Annotated in this window: 15 protein-coding genes; all 15 read left to right on the top strand. The window is 54.4% G+C overall.

The window, feature by feature from the left end; all coding sequences use genetic code 11:
- Positions 1 to 280: sugar transferase (locus ACTQXM_RS08360; protein ID WP_441537571.1), on the top strand; the 280-nt coding region annotated here is incomplete at its 5' end.
- Positions 281 to 371: 91 nt separating this feature from the next.
- Positions 372 to 1,073 (top strand): WecB/TagA/CpsF family glycosyltransferase, encoded by a 702-nt coding sequence (locus ACTQXM_RS08365; RefSeq protein ID WP_441547642.1) that lies wholly within the window; start codon positions 372 to 374, stop codon positions 1,071 to 1,073.
- Positions 1,066 to 2,166 carry a non-hydrolyzing UDP-N-acetylglucosamine 2-epimerase gene (wecB, locus tag ACTQXM_RS08370; RefSeq protein ID WP_441536079.1) on the top strand — a complete coding sequence of 367 codons (1,101 nt, stop codon included), beginning with the start codon at positions 1,066 to 1,068 and terminating at the stop codon, positions 2,164 to 2,166. The genes ACTQXM_RS08365 and wecB overlap by 8 nt, the downstream gene beginning before the upstream one ends.
- A gap of 217 nt (positions 2,167 to 2,383) precedes the next feature.
- Positions 2,384 to 2,605, top strand: a complete 222-nt coding sequence (locus tag ACTQXM_RS08375) for a serine O-acetyltransferase (protein WP_441537584.1) — start codon at positions 2,384 to 2,386, stop codon at positions 2,603 to 2,605.
- On the top strand, positions 2,602 to 3,681 hold the full coding sequence (locus ACTQXM_RS08380) for a glycosyltransferase family 4 protein (RefSeq protein WP_441537573.1): 1,080 nt from the start codon (positions 2,602 to 2,604) through the stop codon (positions 3,679 to 3,681). The genes ACTQXM_RS08375 and ACTQXM_RS08380 overlap by 4 nt, the downstream gene beginning before the upstream one ends.
- Positions 3,678 to 4,199: an acyltransferase gene (locus ACTQXM_RS08385; protein ID WP_441537574.1), complete on the top strand. Its 522-nt coding sequence runs from the start codon at positions 3,678 to 3,680 to the stop codon at positions 4,197 to 4,199. Before ACTQXM_RS08380 ends, ACTQXM_RS08385 begins: the two co-directional genes overlap by 4 nt.
- Positions 4,196 to 4,960: a glycosyltransferase family 32 protein gene (locus ACTQXM_RS08390; protein WP_441537575.1), complete on the top strand. Its 765-nt coding sequence runs from the start codon at positions 4,196 to 4,198 to the stop codon at positions 4,958 to 4,960. Before ACTQXM_RS08385 ends, ACTQXM_RS08390 begins: the two co-directional genes overlap by 4 nt.
- Entirely contained in the window at positions 4,957 to 5,874 is a 918-nt protein-coding gene (locus ACTQXM_RS08395) for a glycosyltransferase family 2 protein (protein ID WP_441537576.1), read from the top strand. The genes ACTQXM_RS08390 and ACTQXM_RS08395 overlap by 4 nt, the downstream gene beginning before the upstream one ends.
- Positions 5,871 to 6,803, top strand: coding sequence for a glycosyltransferase family 2 protein (locus ACTQXM_RS08400; protein ID WP_441537577.1), 933 nt, complete (start codon positions 5,871 to 5,873; stop codon positions 6,801 to 6,803). Before ACTQXM_RS08395 ends, ACTQXM_RS08400 begins: the two co-directional genes overlap by 4 nt.
- Before the next feature lie 21 nt (positions 6,804 to 6,824).
- Positions 6,825 to 8,129 (top strand): hypothetical protein, encoded by a 1,305-nt coding sequence (locus tag ACTQXM_RS08405; RefSeq protein ID WP_441537578.1) that lies wholly within the window; start codon positions 6,825 to 6,827, stop codon positions 8,127 to 8,129.
- The gene (locus ACTQXM_RS08410) at positions 8,119 to 9,573 is read left to right on the top strand and encodes a lipopolysaccharide biosynthesis protein (protein ID WP_441537579.1); all 1,455 of its coding nucleotides are present in this window, start codon (positions 8,119 to 8,121) and stop codon (positions 9,571 to 9,573) included. The genes ACTQXM_RS08405 and ACTQXM_RS08410 overlap by 11 nt, the downstream gene beginning before the upstream one ends.
- 401 nt (positions 9,574 to 9,974) lie before the next feature.
- Entirely contained in the window at positions 9,975 to 10,745 is a 771-nt protein-coding gene (locus ACTQXM_RS08415) for a hypothetical protein (protein WP_441537580.1), read from the top strand.
- Between the two features lie 14 nt (positions 10,746 to 10,759).
- Positions 10,760 to 11,941, top strand: coding sequence for an acyltransferase family protein (locus tag ACTQXM_RS08420; protein WP_441537581.1), 1,182 nt, complete (start codon positions 10,760 to 10,762; stop codon positions 11,939 to 11,941).
- A 20-nt stretch (positions 11,942 to 11,961) separates the two neighbouring features.
- On the top strand, positions 11,962 to 12,861 hold the full coding sequence (gene rfbA, locus ACTQXM_RS08425) for a glucose-1-phosphate thymidylyltransferase RfbA (RefSeq protein ID WP_441537582.1): 900 nt from the start codon (positions 11,962 to 11,964) through the stop codon (positions 12,859 to 12,861).
- A 24-nt stretch (positions 12,862 to 12,885) separates the two neighbouring features.
- Positions 12,886 to 13,749 (top strand): dTDP-glucose 4,6-dehydratase (rfbB, locus tag ACTQXM_RS08430; protein WP_441537583.1); only part of this gene is annotated, 864 nt, incomplete at its 3' end.

Genomic DNA, 13,749 nt, shown 5'->3' on the forward strand with positions numbered 1-13,749 from the left:
CCCACAGTTCGTCAACGTGTTCCTGGGCCAGATGTCCGTCGTGGGCCCGCGCCCGCCTCTGCCCAACGAGGTTGCGGAGTACACCGAGTACGACCTGCAGCGCCTGGCCGTTAAACCAGGCATTACTGGCTGGTGGCAGGTTACCGAGCGCAACTCGACGGGTTTCGACGGGATGGTCCGCCGCGACCTGGAATACATCGCCAAACGAGGCATTATGTTCGATTTGAAGATTATCCTACTCACAGTAATTGAGGTTATCAGCGGAAATGGCGCTTACTAAAGATACATTAGGGTATTACGAAGGTACTCGTTCAGTGGTTAACCTCCCCGAGCGAGTCGAAGTCCTGGGCGCCCCCGTGGACCCTTGGACGATGGAGCAGACTGTTTCGGCGACCGACGCTCTCATCAAGCAGGGGTGCTTTGCCCACCTAATTGGCGTGAATGCCGACAAGCTACTGCAGATGCGTGATGATCCTGAGATGGACTCTTGCGTGCGCCGTTGCGAGATCGTGAACGCGGACGGCGCCTCCATGGTCATGGCTTCCAAGAAGCTGGGCATTGACCTTCCCGGTCGCGTTGCCGGCATCGATCTCATGTGGGAACTGTGCGGGCTGGCGGAGCGCGAGGGCCACAAGGTATACCTGCTGGGCGCTAAGGCCGATGTTGTCGCCAAGACTGCCGAGGTACTAGTCGAGAGGTATCCCGGTATGACTATCGCTGGCTACCGGGACGGTTACTTCAGTGACGTTGATTTCGACGATGTCGTCGCCGAGGTTGAGCAAAAAAAACCCGATATCGTGTTCGTGGGCATCACCTCGCCCAAAAAAGAGCGCCTGATCGAGCGATTCCGTGAGCTTGGCGCCAAGGGTGCGTTCGTGGGAGTGGGCGGTTCGTTCGATGTGGTGTCGGGCAACATCCCGCGTGCCCCAATGTGGATGCGGCGTGTGAATCTGGAGTGGCTCTTCCGCATGATGCAGGAACCCAAGCGCCTGGCGAAGCGCTATCTAGTCGGTAACATCCGTTTCTATTTACTTCTTCGCAAGGAGTTAAAGAGGAGCAAGGCCAATGTCTAAAAAGAAGGTAATGCTCGTCTTCGGCACCCGCCCGGAGGCAATCAAGATGTGCCCGCTCGTCAACGAGCTGAAGGCGCGCAGGGATGAGTTCGAGACCGTCGTGACCGTGACCGGCCAGCACCGTGAGATGCTCGACCAGGTGCTGCGTGTCTTCGACGTGACTCCCGACCACGACCTGGCGATCATGAAGCCGGGCCAGACGCTGTTCGACGTGACGTGCGACGTGCTGCTCAAGCTCAAGGCCGTCCTCGAGGACGAGAGGCCCGAAGTGGTCCTGGTTCACGGCGACACTACGACCAGCTTCGCAGCCGCGCTCGCCTGCTTCTACCTGCAGATCCCCGTGGGCCACGTCGAGGCCGGCCTGCGCACGCACGACATCTACAGCCCCTGGCCGGAGGAGTTCAACCGCCAGGCGGTCGACATCGTGAGCGAGTACTACTTCGCCCCCACGGAGGCCAGTAAGCAGAACCTACTCGGAGAGGGCAAACCCGATTCCAAGATCTGGGTCACCGGCAACACCGGCATCGACGCCTTGCGCACCACCGTGCGCGAGGGCTATTCACACCCCGAGCTCGCGTGGGCGGAGGGCTCCCGCCTCATCCTCATCACGGCGCACCGCCGCGAGAACCTGGGAGAGCCCATGCATCGCATGTTCCGCGCCATCCGCCGCGTGATGGAGGAGCATTCGGACACCAAGGCGATCTACCCCATCCACATGAACCCGCTCGTTCGCAAGGCGGCACACGAGGAGCTCAACGGCTTCGACCGCCTGCACATCATCGACCCGCTCGAGGTCCTCGATTTCCACAACTTCATGGCGGCGAGCCACCTCATCCTCACCGACTCGGGCGGCATCCAGGAGGAGGCCCCGAGCCTGGGTAAGCCGGTGCTCGTCATGCGCGACACCACTGAGCGCCCCGAGGGCGTGGCAGCCGGCACGCTGAAGCTCGTCGGTACAGAGGAGGACGTAATCTACCGTGAGTTCAGCCGCCTGCTCTGCGATCAGGCCGAGTACGAGGCTATGAGCCATGCATCGAACCCCTATGGTGATGGGCATGCGAGCGAACGCCTCGCGGACGTGCTGACTGGATAACGACATGAACGAATGCTTGAATATATATAAAGCTGCGCATGCCTGTGCAAGCGGTCCTAAAATCCTTTGGCCTCTCGGTGCCGTGTTGCGCCACCTCGACCAGTTTCTTTTCGCTTGTCACATTGGCAGCCGAGCGCAGATCGGCGAGGGTTGCATTTTTCAGCACAATGGTCTCGGTGTCGTCATCTCCGAGTATGCGACTATCGGGGACCGTTGCATGTTATATCAGCATGTAACCATCGGGGCGCTGGAAGACGGCTCCGAAAAGGTGCCATTGATAGGCGATGACGTCGTTATCGGCGCCGGGGCAACTCTTCTTGGCCCCATTAAAGTCGGGAGCGGCGCTAAGATTGGAGCGGGTGCCGTCGTGCTGAGCGACGTTCCCGCGGGCGCCACTGCTGTCGGAGTCCCAGCCAAAATACTAGGAGTGAGTGCATGACGGGCAAGAAGCGGCCTGCTGTCATCATGTTGGGTCCCTCGCTTGATTCTAGAGGCGGCATGGCTTCCGTGGTCAACGGATACATCAATGCCGGTATTCGTGATGTTTGCGATTTTGAGTACATTGAGACTACTAGACCTGGCAGCGTTGTCGCGAAGGTGTTGGCAGGAATCAGTGCTTATGCCAGGTTCCGTAAAGCCCTGACTGGCTGCGATGTCGTCCATCTTCATATCGGCGCTGGCGTTAGCCCAATACGAAAGTCCTTGTTCGCGAAGGCTGCTAAGAGTGCTGGAAAGCCCGTCGTTATCCATGAGCATAGAGGTGTTCTTGCGGAACTCTATCGGGAGGGCGGAGACGATTTTGCTAGAAAAACCCGCGATCTATATGAGCTTGCGGATGTTGCGATAGTTCTTTCAGAGGAGTGGAAGAACTTCTTTGCTGCGAACGTATGCGATCCGTCGAAGTTGCTCGTTCTGCATAATTCGGTCCCTGCGCCGGTTGACACTCCAGTGCTTGGTCGAGAGGAAAAGGTCTTGTTCCTGGGCCATATGACCGATGTCAAGGGTCCGGATATCCTCGTTAAGGCTATTCCTGAGGTTGTCAAGTATCACCCTGCATGTCGTTTCTTCTTTGCCGGTGACGGGGACGCTCGGCCCTACCGCGTTCTTGCAGAGGAACTTGGCGTCCTTGATTCTTGCGAATTCGTTGGCTGGGTTGCCGACCAAGAGAAGGATTGCCTCCTGAGGGGTTGTCCCATCTATTGTCAGCCGTCCAGGAACGAGGGCATGCCCATGGCTCTGCTCGAGGCAATGGGTTATGGGCGTGCCTGTATTGCGACGCGTGTGGGCGGCGTTCCCCAGGTTGTAGATGATGGGAGAGACGGCATTCTTGTCGACCCCCTTGATTACGAGAGTATCGGGGGCGCAATCGTCTCTCTTCTCGAGAATCGAGAGGCTATTGAGGAAATTGGAAGGGCGGCGAGGCTGAAGGTGATGGACGATTTTGCCCCGGCTAATAGCATCGAGAGACTTTCTATGTTGTATGAGAAACTCGCTAGGAAAACGGCGAATAGATGAATTCGGCGGTTAAAAACATGTGGCGCATCGCATATGCAGGTACGGCGAAGCTGCTCCCTCAGAGTTGTTACTGCAAGCACGCTATGCGTCTGAGAAACTTCTTCGCTCACAGAATTTGTGAGAACGTCGGAAAAGGCATTAATATCGAGCGCGGCGCGACCTTCTCGTCAAGTGTGACAATAGGCGATGCCTCAGGTATCGGCAAGGACTGTGAGCTGCACGGGGAGGTGCACATCGGCGACCATGTGATGATGGCTGCCGAATGCGTTTTTTATACCCGTAATCATGAGACCTCACGTACAGACATCCCGATGAGCCAACAAGGCGAAACGGAAATGAATCCTATTTACATCGGCGATGACGTCTGGTTGGGTCGACGCGTGATGGTGATGCCTGGAGTGCATATCGGCAACGGTTGCATTGTCGCTGCTGGAGCGGTTGTTACCAAGGACTTGCCCCCATATACAGTTGCGGGAGGGGTGCCTGCCAAGATCATTGGATCGCGGCTCAATATATGAGTGGAGATAATCACACGCCCAAGGTGCTTCATTATTGTTGGTTTGGCGGTAAACCTGTGCCCCGGAAAGCTTTGGCGACTGTTGATCGCTGGCATGAGCTTATGCCTGATTATCAAATTATTCGATGGGATGAGTCGAATTTTGATATTTACGAGTGTCCTTATGCTAGAGATGCTTACAAAGCCGGAAAATGGGCCTTCGTAAGCGACTACGTGAGATTCAAAGTCGTCTACGATCACGGCGGTACCTATATGGATATTGGCAGCGAGCTCTTGAAGTCGATAGATCCGCTTGTGAAAGCGTCGGGGTTCACTGCGTGCGACTTTGAGTCGCACGCAGTGAGCCCCGGCCTAGTGCTCTCGGCCAGGGCTCACTGCGACTTACTCGGTGAAGTTCTTGATTCTTACCATAATCTTGATTTCGAGGATTCCATCGAGTTCCTGTATTCCCATACCGTTAATCAAATATTTGGTGAGGTTCTTGAGCGCCATGGCTATCAGTGGGGTGTGGACGCCCTGTGGGAGTACGACGGTTTTAGGGTCTATCCGAGCGAGTATTTCTGTCCAAAACTCGACTTCGGGGGCTTCAAATGCACGGAAAACACTTACTCCACCCATATCAGCTCGGCAAGTTGGCTCCCTGCAAATGAGCAGTTTCGTGTCGGTTTTATTAATAAATGGGCACCCTATGTGGGGGACTTCATAGCTCGCAAGGTTGCTCGAGCTCTGACATTCCTGAAATATCGAAAGGACGACCGTTGATTACGGTATTTACCCCTAGTTACAACAGGGCTTATACCCTGCCTAGGCTGTTCGGGTCTTTGCAGAGGAAAACATGCAGCGACTTCGAGTGGCTTATCGTAGATGACGGCTCGACCGATGGAACAGCTAAGCTGTGCGAAGAGTTTGCAAAGGAGGCACGTTTTCCCCTTCGTTATGTTCGCCAGGAAAATTTTGGGAAGCACGTGGCTATCAACCGAGGTGCGATTGAGGCAAACGGGGAATGGTTCTTCATCGTGGATTCCGATGATTACCTCCCTCCGGACTCGATTGAGATAAACAAGGGCTATTTGTCCCAAATCTCGGGAGATGCTCGATTTGCTGGGGTTTCTGGTGTTCGCGCGAGGGCAGACGGTTCCTGGATTATTGGCCAAGGGTTGAGCCTGAAGGATGTTGATTCTCAGGTGCTCGAGCGGTTCTCTAGGGAGTATATCGATGCAACTTCTCAAGATTACCGCGTGAAGTTTAGAATGCCGGGCGATCGAGCTGAGGTCGTGAGGACCAGTCTGGTTAGGAAATACCCGTTCCCTTGGTTTGAGGGTGAGAGATTCGTTTCGGAGTACTACTTTTGGCAGTCCATCTCCGAGGAGGGGCTTAAGTTTCGATGGTTTAACAAGCCGTCTTACTGCGGCGACTATCTCGCTGATGGACTTACTACAAATGTCCGTGCTGTCTTTCTCAAAAGTCCTCTCGGAAGGTCTTTCATAGATAACTTCACTATCGGCTCGCACGCTCCTCTTAGTATGAAGATTAGGTCGGCAGTGAATTATATGCGTTATGGACGACTTGGGGGTAAAACGATTCCGATGCTCCTCCGCCAAGCAGATAATAAGCCTTTTGCGCTCCTTGGTCTGCCTGTTGCAGTCGTCTTACCTCTGAAGGGAGATGTGGAATGAGCCGTAGTCTTTCTATAATCGTTCTCGTTTATAACTCAGCCGAGGATGCGCAGGTATGTGTCGACAAGCTACTGTCTTTCGAGTTTCCCTTGCAGGTGGTTATCGTCGATAACTGCTCGCCTGATGGTTCCTTCGTCGCCTTAAAGGAACGTTATAAAGACAGCCAGAGGGTCGATGTTATACAGACTGATGTAAACAGGGGATATAGCGCCGGAAACAATTGCGGCATACGATATGCAATGGAGCGCTACGGGTCTGACAGCGTGGCCGTAATGAATCCTGATGTGCTCATCCCCGATGAGAAGATGCTGCTAGCTTTATTGGATCTCCTTTGGTCTTCGGACAATGTTTTGGCTGTTGGCGGTCAACCGATCAATCATCTTGAGGGTGATTCTATTTGGCCGTCAAGCTGGAGCCTGCCCACGCCTTGGGAGGTTGTCGCCAACCATTGTCTCCTTCGCCGCAGTGAGCGTCGTGATAATGCCCGCGAGATCGCTCCCGGTGTATTTTCCGTTGATTGCATTGTCGGTTGCTTTTTCATCGCTAAGGCAGGGAAGTTCTCTGAGGTTGGCCTTCTTGATGAAGGGGTCTTCCTTTACAACGAGGAGAACATTCTTGGTAAGAAGTGCAAAGCGGCTGGCTTGCGTCTTCTGGTGGACAAGAGCCAGACTTATTATCACAACCACTCGCCAAATGCGGTCCGTGCGAGATCGCTCAAGTCGAGGCTTTCTTCGGCTCGTATCGGCTACAAGTCTCGTCAGTATCTTGCCAGAACCTATTATTCGCCACTGCTGTCTTTTCCGCTATGTTGGGTCGAGATGATCAATGAGCTGGTAATTGTTCTGGGCTGGTTGCTCCATGACGCATTCAGATACAGCAACGAAACGGTGATTTCTGGCAATGATAGCGATACGAATCCCTGCTCATAACCCTATGAACATGAAACGAGTATGAGAACAATTTACAACACGAAATGTTTAACCTTGGGCTTCTTTGAGAACGTGCCCGCACGCTGCTCGGATCTCATCTTGCTTTCCGTTGTTATCGCGGAGAACTTCTTTGGCCTTGTAGATGCCGCTGCCATCAATATCGCCGGAGTGCTTAACGTCAACCTTCTTTGGCAGCTTCTTCTACTTGTCTTGTCAGTCGTTCTATACTGGAAGTCTTTGAGGGTTCCTGGGACCAAGACTAGCGTTTGGCAAGGCTTTTTTTTCGCCGTGCTCATCGGGCTGTGTTTCTTTTCCTCTTATCGATGCGAGCTCCTTACAGGTCAGCCTTTCGAGCGGGGGCTTATCCCCCAAAGGTCCTTTATGATTTGTCTGCTCTCGGCCATTCTACTGAGAAGGCCCTTTAAGGCTGGACTTGTTGATTCCGATAGGCTCCTGAGGGGGGGTCTCCTGCTCGGGTCGATTGCCTCTCTGCTATACCTTGTACAGGCAGCCGTAGGTTCATCGTTTACGTTCATTCACGTTCAGGGCGGCGTGAAGTATGGTGGGCTGAGGCTGTATATCGACAGTGCTTTGAGCACGACCTCGGGACTGCTGGGGCTCTGGTGCTGTTTACGCTGCGACAACTGGAGGCCCGCTGTTCCGACCCTGCTCGCCCTCGGGGTGATTCTGTTCGTCAGCAAGGGACGCCTTGAGCTCATTGTTTATCTGGTTGCCATCTCAGTCATATTCCTACTTGCAAAGGGAAACGCTCGTGCCAGGGTGCTACTGCTCTGCTTTGCCAGCCTTGCGCTGATTGTTTTTCTGCAATCAGATTATTTCGGACAGATTGCCTCTAGCTTTCTAAACGGGCAGATAGGCGGCAGTGAGGATACGACCTCAATTCGTGAAGCTGGTCGTGACTATTATGACATGGTATTGAGTACAACCCCCTGGGGTGTCGCGCTCGGATGTGGCTATCCGAGCGACCTCTATACGCCAGCGACTGACATGGCAGGGTTTCAGCACGGTTACCTTTTAAGCGACAACGGCGTCTATGCATTCCGCTATGTTTACGGGAATCTCGGCGTTTCTGTCGTCATTCTCGCGCTCCTGTCCTGTTTGTGGTGCGGGCTCAGATGCAGGAAAGATCACTTCTCTCCCGTCATAATCGGTTTTTTCCTTTTCCTTGTGCTACCTGCCGCTAATTTCGCCTGGTGGTGGTGTGTTGAGGACTGGGAGGTTATGACAACTTTGGTTATTGCCTTGAGCTGGCAGAAGGATATATGTCTCCGGGGGTTTGGTGAAAAAGAATTCCATGAAGATTGATCTCAATGCTCCAGCAAAGTCAATTAAAGCGGCTTCGATCGCCCAGCTTGGCTCTAAGATGGTTAACGTCGTTATGCAACTCGTTGTGACCATGGTGCTTGCGCGCCTGCTTACGCCTGAGCAGTTTGGTACGGTCGCTATTCTTACCGCGTTTTCTGGAGTCTTTAACATCCTTGCGGACGCGGGGGTTTCCACCGCTATCGCGCAGTCCCGCGACCTTGACGAGTCGGAATACGACCGCCTCCTTTTCCTGGGGCTCATAATCGGTCTTGTCCTCACTGCGGCATTCTGCTTGCTTTGTGTGGGCGTGGCTTGGTTCTACGATGACGCCGAATATGTGCCGCTCGGGTGCTTCATGTCTTTGGCCGTGCTTTTCAACTCGTTGAACATGGTCCCAAACGGCGTTCTTATCAAGGAGCGCAAGTTTAACCTGATTGCCGCGCGTCTCGTTATCTGCACGCTGGTCGTCGGTGCCATTGCGGTCCTTCTGGCCTTTCTCCGCTTCGGGGCCTTCTCTATCGTAGCAAACTCGGTACTGACAGCCCTTTTTGTTTTGGTTTGGAACCTCAGAGGCGCCCATCTCAGGCTATCAGTCGGCAGCCTTAGGGGCGTTTTGGCTAAAGTGGGGAGCTTCTCAGCCTACAACTTGGGCGCGAGCCTGATTGGATGGCTGGCATACAACCTCGATTCGCTTATTGTGGGCAAGCTCTTCGGTTCAGCTGAGCTAGGCTATTACAACAAGGCCTGTAGCCTGTATGCCTATCCACTGAACATACTTGCGTCTCCGATTACCGACACGATTCTGCCTTTCCTCGCACCGCTTAGGGACGATGTGAACGTGCTCAGGCAACGTTTCGTTGGTATTTTCCGTAAGCTGTCCTTTATCAGCGCTTTCTGTACGGTCGCCATGCATGTTTGCGCATCCGAGTTGATCGTAATCATGTTTGGGGAACAATGGGTGCCAGCCATACCGTTGCTTAGCATGCTCGCGTTCGCCGTCTATTCGAGGGGATTAAACGGATCGTTCGGCGCTTTGCTGTCCGCCTGCGGGCGCGCCGATCTCCTTATGCGTTCCACGGCGATTAACACGGTGGTGTCGGTTGGAATGATTTGCATCGGCGGAGCGCTCGGGTCTGTCCAATCGCTTGCCATATGCGTCACCGTTGCGTACAACCTCGAAATGATCGCCCCAATCTATTTATGTGCAAAATACTGTCTCCACATTAGCCTTTTCAAGTTTTTCTCGTATTTGGTACCCGATATTATTGGTTGCCTGGCGGTCATCGTCTCCGCTTCGTCCATCTCTTGGGGATTCGAAAACGTATTTCTGGCTTTGGCGGCAAAGGGCCTCTTTGTTTTCTGCAGCATGGTTTTTGTGAAGTTGGTCTGTGATTGGGTCCTTTATCACGAGAAACCTTGTTTAAAAATTCTTTTTGGCCGATGAATTCGCTTGCAGTGTCGTTGGTATGAAGGAGGAGATTTTGAACGACCAAAAGCAACTTATTGTTTTCAGCAATGGCGACGCGTGGGATGCGAGCACCTGGTCCAATGTTCCGTATATGTTCCTGACTACTTTCAAACGCATGTGTCCCAGCGTGGAAATACACACGTTCGATATGAGTCAAGTTGGCTCGGGGTTAGTCTTGTCCGTGCTTGTGAAATGCTGGAATCGTATCGCTATACCGCTTTTGGGACCCTTTTGTAGCTTTGACCGGACTAGTTTTAGGCGTCGCCTCTTGACTCAAAAGATGCGGAAATTCGAAAAACACGTTGCTAGGGGGGGGCGGCGTCCTCCTAAGTTTCGATTTCAGCAATCCTGCTCCGAGGCTTGCTGGTTACGAAACTGTGCTTTTCTGTGATTGGACAATTGACTATGCGATCCGGGAGCATCAGCATCGTACTCCAACTGCTTCCGAGAATAAGCTCATTGAACGTCAGAGTGAGGCTCTTTCTGACGCTAATCTGGTTGTCTCATTATTTCCACGATCTGCCGAGTTTATCCGAGAATCTAGTCCTAAAGCTAAGGTCTGCTATTATGGATTACCTGCGAATATTGTCGACGAGGGAGCAAGGGCAAACTTCGAACGGTTTGATTCACGACGGCTTTTATTCATCGGAAAGCCTGCCTATCTATCGAGCCTTCGTGTAGTCGTACAGGGGCTTGAGGCATTCAACTCCTCGCATCCCGGTTTTGAGTTGGGGCTCGATGTGATTGGGATGGAAAGTGGTCCCGGCGGAGAGAGCATTACCTACCATGGATTCCTGCGGAAAGATATCGACGCGGATCGTAATCTGTATTACGGGCTCATTGCTTCTGCAAGGGCTCTTGTAACCGTTTCCGATAGCTGGGTCGGCGCATCATCGATTGTTGAGGCGATGTCGCTAGGAACTCCCGTAATTGTGACTCCCAATATCGAGCTGAAAGCGATGCTTGGCAATCCAGATTGGGGTTTTTGGTGTGAATGCTCTTCGGATGCTGTATCCAAGCGGCTTTCTGATCTCGATGCGCTTACCGAGGAAGAGCTTAGAAAGATGTGTCATACCGCTGCAGACACTGTAGAAGACTTCACCTGGGAGAATCTCGTTAGGAACTGGTGCGCTGAAGTCGGTTTTTAGAAAGGCGGCGAGTAATGCGACAAGAGATTATTGAAGAGGGAATAAACCAGGAATTATATGTTAAGCACCTCGGGGGGGGGTCGATGGGATCGCGCAGAAACTCCTCAATCGAGCTACTGCGAATCTTATCGATGTTTATGATTCTTCTTTCGCATTTTGTGGTTCACAACGAATTCGATTACACGACTATGCCTCTAGGGATGCCTCGATTCCTGTTACAGCTTTTTTTCGAGAGCGGCGGAAAAATCGGTGTAGTTATCTTCTTCACCATCTCTGCCTGGTATTTCCTTGATCACAGACAGACCGTTCGCGGTTGCCTACTTCGTGTCTGGGCGCTGGAGAAGGTGCTCCTTTTCTACGGCATAATGTTGGCTTTACTTTATTTCCTTTTCGATAGGCAGCATTTCGGGCCGATGCTTGCACTCCACAGCCTTTTCCCCCTCGTTTTTTCACTCTGGTGGTATCCAACCGCCTACGCTATCTTTCTATGTTTTCTTCCATTCTTGGAGAAGGGCCTGAGAGGAATGGGCAGAGAGAGTCATCTTTCTCTCTGCCTCGTGTTGCTTTTTCTTTACGCCGGAATCTCCCTAATTCCCGGGGCGCCTATGGTCGGTCAGGTCTTCAGCTTTATCTACTTGTACATTCTAATTTCTGCCTACCGCTGGTATCTTAAGGGCAAAAGGTCTTTGTGTCCTTGGACGATGATTTTTGCCGGCATGATTATTATTTCGATATACGTCGTATTGTCGATGGTCGCGTGGCAGTTCGGAGGATATCAAATCGGCGTAAAGTACAATAATTTTGTGACGGATGCCGTCAGGCTGCCATGTATTCTTGTCGGCTTTGGGCTATTTGCTCTTTTCAAACAAAAAACATTTCACAGTCGTATGATTGATTGGGTTGCGGCGGGAGCATTCGCGGTTTATTTGATAACCGACTATGGGGCTTCGCAAGTCGCTCTTTGGTGCGGTAATTTGGACCTGGGACTTGCCGTGTCGTCACCTGTGAATTTCGCTTTTGCGATGCTGATAATTCTTGGCATTTACCTTACTTGCACGATTGTCGACGGTCTTCGTCGCTCGCTGTTCAGCCTCATGCTCGATTCTAAGTGGGACCGCTTGTTTCAAAACTTTTATACAAAGACTTCGGCTGCCATGTTGAACTTGGATTCCGATGTGGTTCCAAGCGAGCACTAAGTTTATTCAGAAAGGAAATTATGAAGGGCATCATCCTCGCCGGCGGGTCCGGCACTCGCCTGTACCCGCTCACGCTCGTGACCTCCAAGCAGCTGCTGCCGGTCTACGACAAGCCCATGATCTACTACCCGCTGTCCACCCTCATGCTGGCGGGCATCCGCGACATCCTGGTCATCTCCACGCCGACGGACCTCCCCAACTTCGAGCGCCTGCTCGGGGACGGCTCGCGCTACGGTGTGAACCTCTCCTACGCCGAGCAGCCGAGCCCGGACGGTCTCGCGCAGGCCTTCACCATCGGCGAGGACTTCATCGCCGGCGAGCCGTGCGCGCTCGTGCTCGGCGACAACATCTTCTACGGCAACGGCCTGTCGCGCCACCTGACGCGCGCCGTCCAGAACGCCGAGTCGGGCCGCGCCACGGTCTTCGGCTACCACGTGGACGACCCCGAGCGCTTCGGCGTCGTCGAGTTCGATGCGCAGGGCAGGGCCGTCTCCATCGAGGAGAAGCCCGAGTGCCCCAAGAGCTCCTACGCCGTCACCGGCCTGTACTTCTACCCGGGCGACGTGGCCGCCAAGGCGCATGAGGTTAAGCCCTCGGCCCGCGGCGAGCTCGAGATCACCACGCTCAACCAGATGTACCTGGGGGAGGTGACGCTGTCGGTGGTGACCCTGGGCCGCGGCTACGCGTGGCTCGACACCGGCACCATGGAGAGCCTGCACGAGGCGGCGGAGTTCGTCCGCGCCGTCGAGCACTCCCAGGACCTTCCCGTGTCCGTGCCCGAGGAGATCGCCTGGGAGAACGGCTGGATCACGACCGAGGGGCTCAAGCAGGCCGCCGAGGCCTACGGCAAGTCGGTCTACGGGCGGCACCTCAAGAAGGTCGCCGCCGGCGAGATCGTCAACAGCCCGCGCGAGTACTAATCCGATTCAATGGGAGATAGAAACATGTCTGTAGAGCTCTTCGAGCCCAAGAACATCATCGTCACGGGCGGCTGCGGCTTCATCGGCAGCAACTTCGTCCACTACGTGGTCGACAACCACCCTGACGTCCACGTCACCGTCCTGGACAAGCTGACCTACGCCGGCAACCCCGAGAACATCGCCGGGCTGCCCTCCGACCGCGTGGAGCTCGTCGTCGGCGACATCTGCGACGCGGAGCTGCTGGACAGGCTGGTCCTGGGCCACGACGCGATTGTGCACTACGCCGCCGAAAGCCACAACGACAACTCCATCGCCGACCCGGAGCCGTTCCTGCGCACCAACGTCGAGGGAACCTTCCGCCTGCTTGAGGCCGTCCGCAAGTACGGCATCCGCTACCACCACGTCTCCACCGACGAGGTCTACGGCGACCTGGCGCTCGACGACCCGGCGAAGTTCACCGAGGAGACGCCGTACAAGCCGAGTTCTCCGTACTCGAGCACCAAGGCGTCCTCCGACATGCTCGTGCGCGCCTGGACCCGCACCTACGGCCTTCGCACCACGATCTCCAACTGCTCCAACAACTACGGCCCCTACCAGCACGTGGAGAAGTTCATCCCCAGGCAGATCACGAACATCATCGACGGCGTGCGCCCCAAGCTCTACGGTAAGGGCGAGAACGTCCGCGACTGGATCCACACCGAGGACCACTCCTCGGCCGTCTGGGACATCCTGACCAAGGGCCGCACGGGGGAGACCTACCTCATCGGCGCCGACGGGGAGAAGAACAACATCACCGTCCTGCGCATGATCCTCGAGGCCATGGGCCGCGACCCCGAGGACTTCGACTGGGTCGCCGACCGCCCCGGCCACGACCGCCGCTACGCCATC

It is taken from the genome of Collinsella sp. LCP19S3_D3 (assembly GCF_052121455.1).
GTDB lineage: Bacteria > Actinomycetota > Coriobacteriia > Coriobacteriales > Coriobacteriaceae > Collinsella.

Coding starts and splice junctions, on each gene's coding strand:
- ACTQXM_RS08390 (WP_441537575.1), top strand. CDS start 4,196: ATGAGTGGAGATAATCACACGCCCAAGGTGCTTCATTATTGTTGGTTT.
- ACTQXM_RS08375 (WP_441537584.1), top strand. CDS start 2,384: ATGTTATATCAGCATGTAACCATCGGGGCGCTGGAAGACGGCTCCGAA.
- ACTQXM_RS08405 (WP_441537578.1), top strand. CDS start 6,825: ATGAGAACAATTTACAACACGAAATGTTTAACCTTGGGCTTCTTTGAG.
- ACTQXM_RS08385 (WP_441537574.1), top strand. CDS start 3,678: ATGAATTCGGCGGTTAAAAACATGTGGCGCATCGCATATGCAGGTACG.
- wecB (WP_441536079.1), top strand. CDS start 1,066: ATGTCTAAAAAGAAGGTAATGCTCGTCTTCGGCACCCGCCCGGAGGCA.
- ACTQXM_RS08380 (WP_441537573.1), top strand. CDS start 2,602: ATGACGGGCAAGAAGCGGCCTGCTGTCATCATGTTGGGTCCCTCGCTT.
- ACTQXM_RS08420 (WP_441537581.1), top strand. CDS start 10,760: ATGCGACAAGAGATTATTGAAGAGGGAATAAACCAGGAATTATATGTT.
- ACTQXM_RS08365 (WP_441547642.1), top strand. CDS start 372: ATGGAGCAGACTGTTTCGGCGACCGACGCTCTCATCAAGCAGGGGTGC.
- rfbA (WP_441537582.1), top strand. CDS start 11,962: ATGAAGGGCATCATCCTCGCCGGCGGGTCCGGCACTCGCCTGTACCCG.
- ACTQXM_RS08410 (WP_441537579.1), top strand. CDS start 8,119: ATGAAGATTGATCTCAATGCTCCAGCAAAGTCAATTAAAGCGGCTTCG.
- ACTQXM_RS08400 (WP_441537577.1), top strand. CDS start 5,871: ATGAGCCGTAGTCTTTCTATAATCGTTCTCGTTTATAACTCAGCCGAG.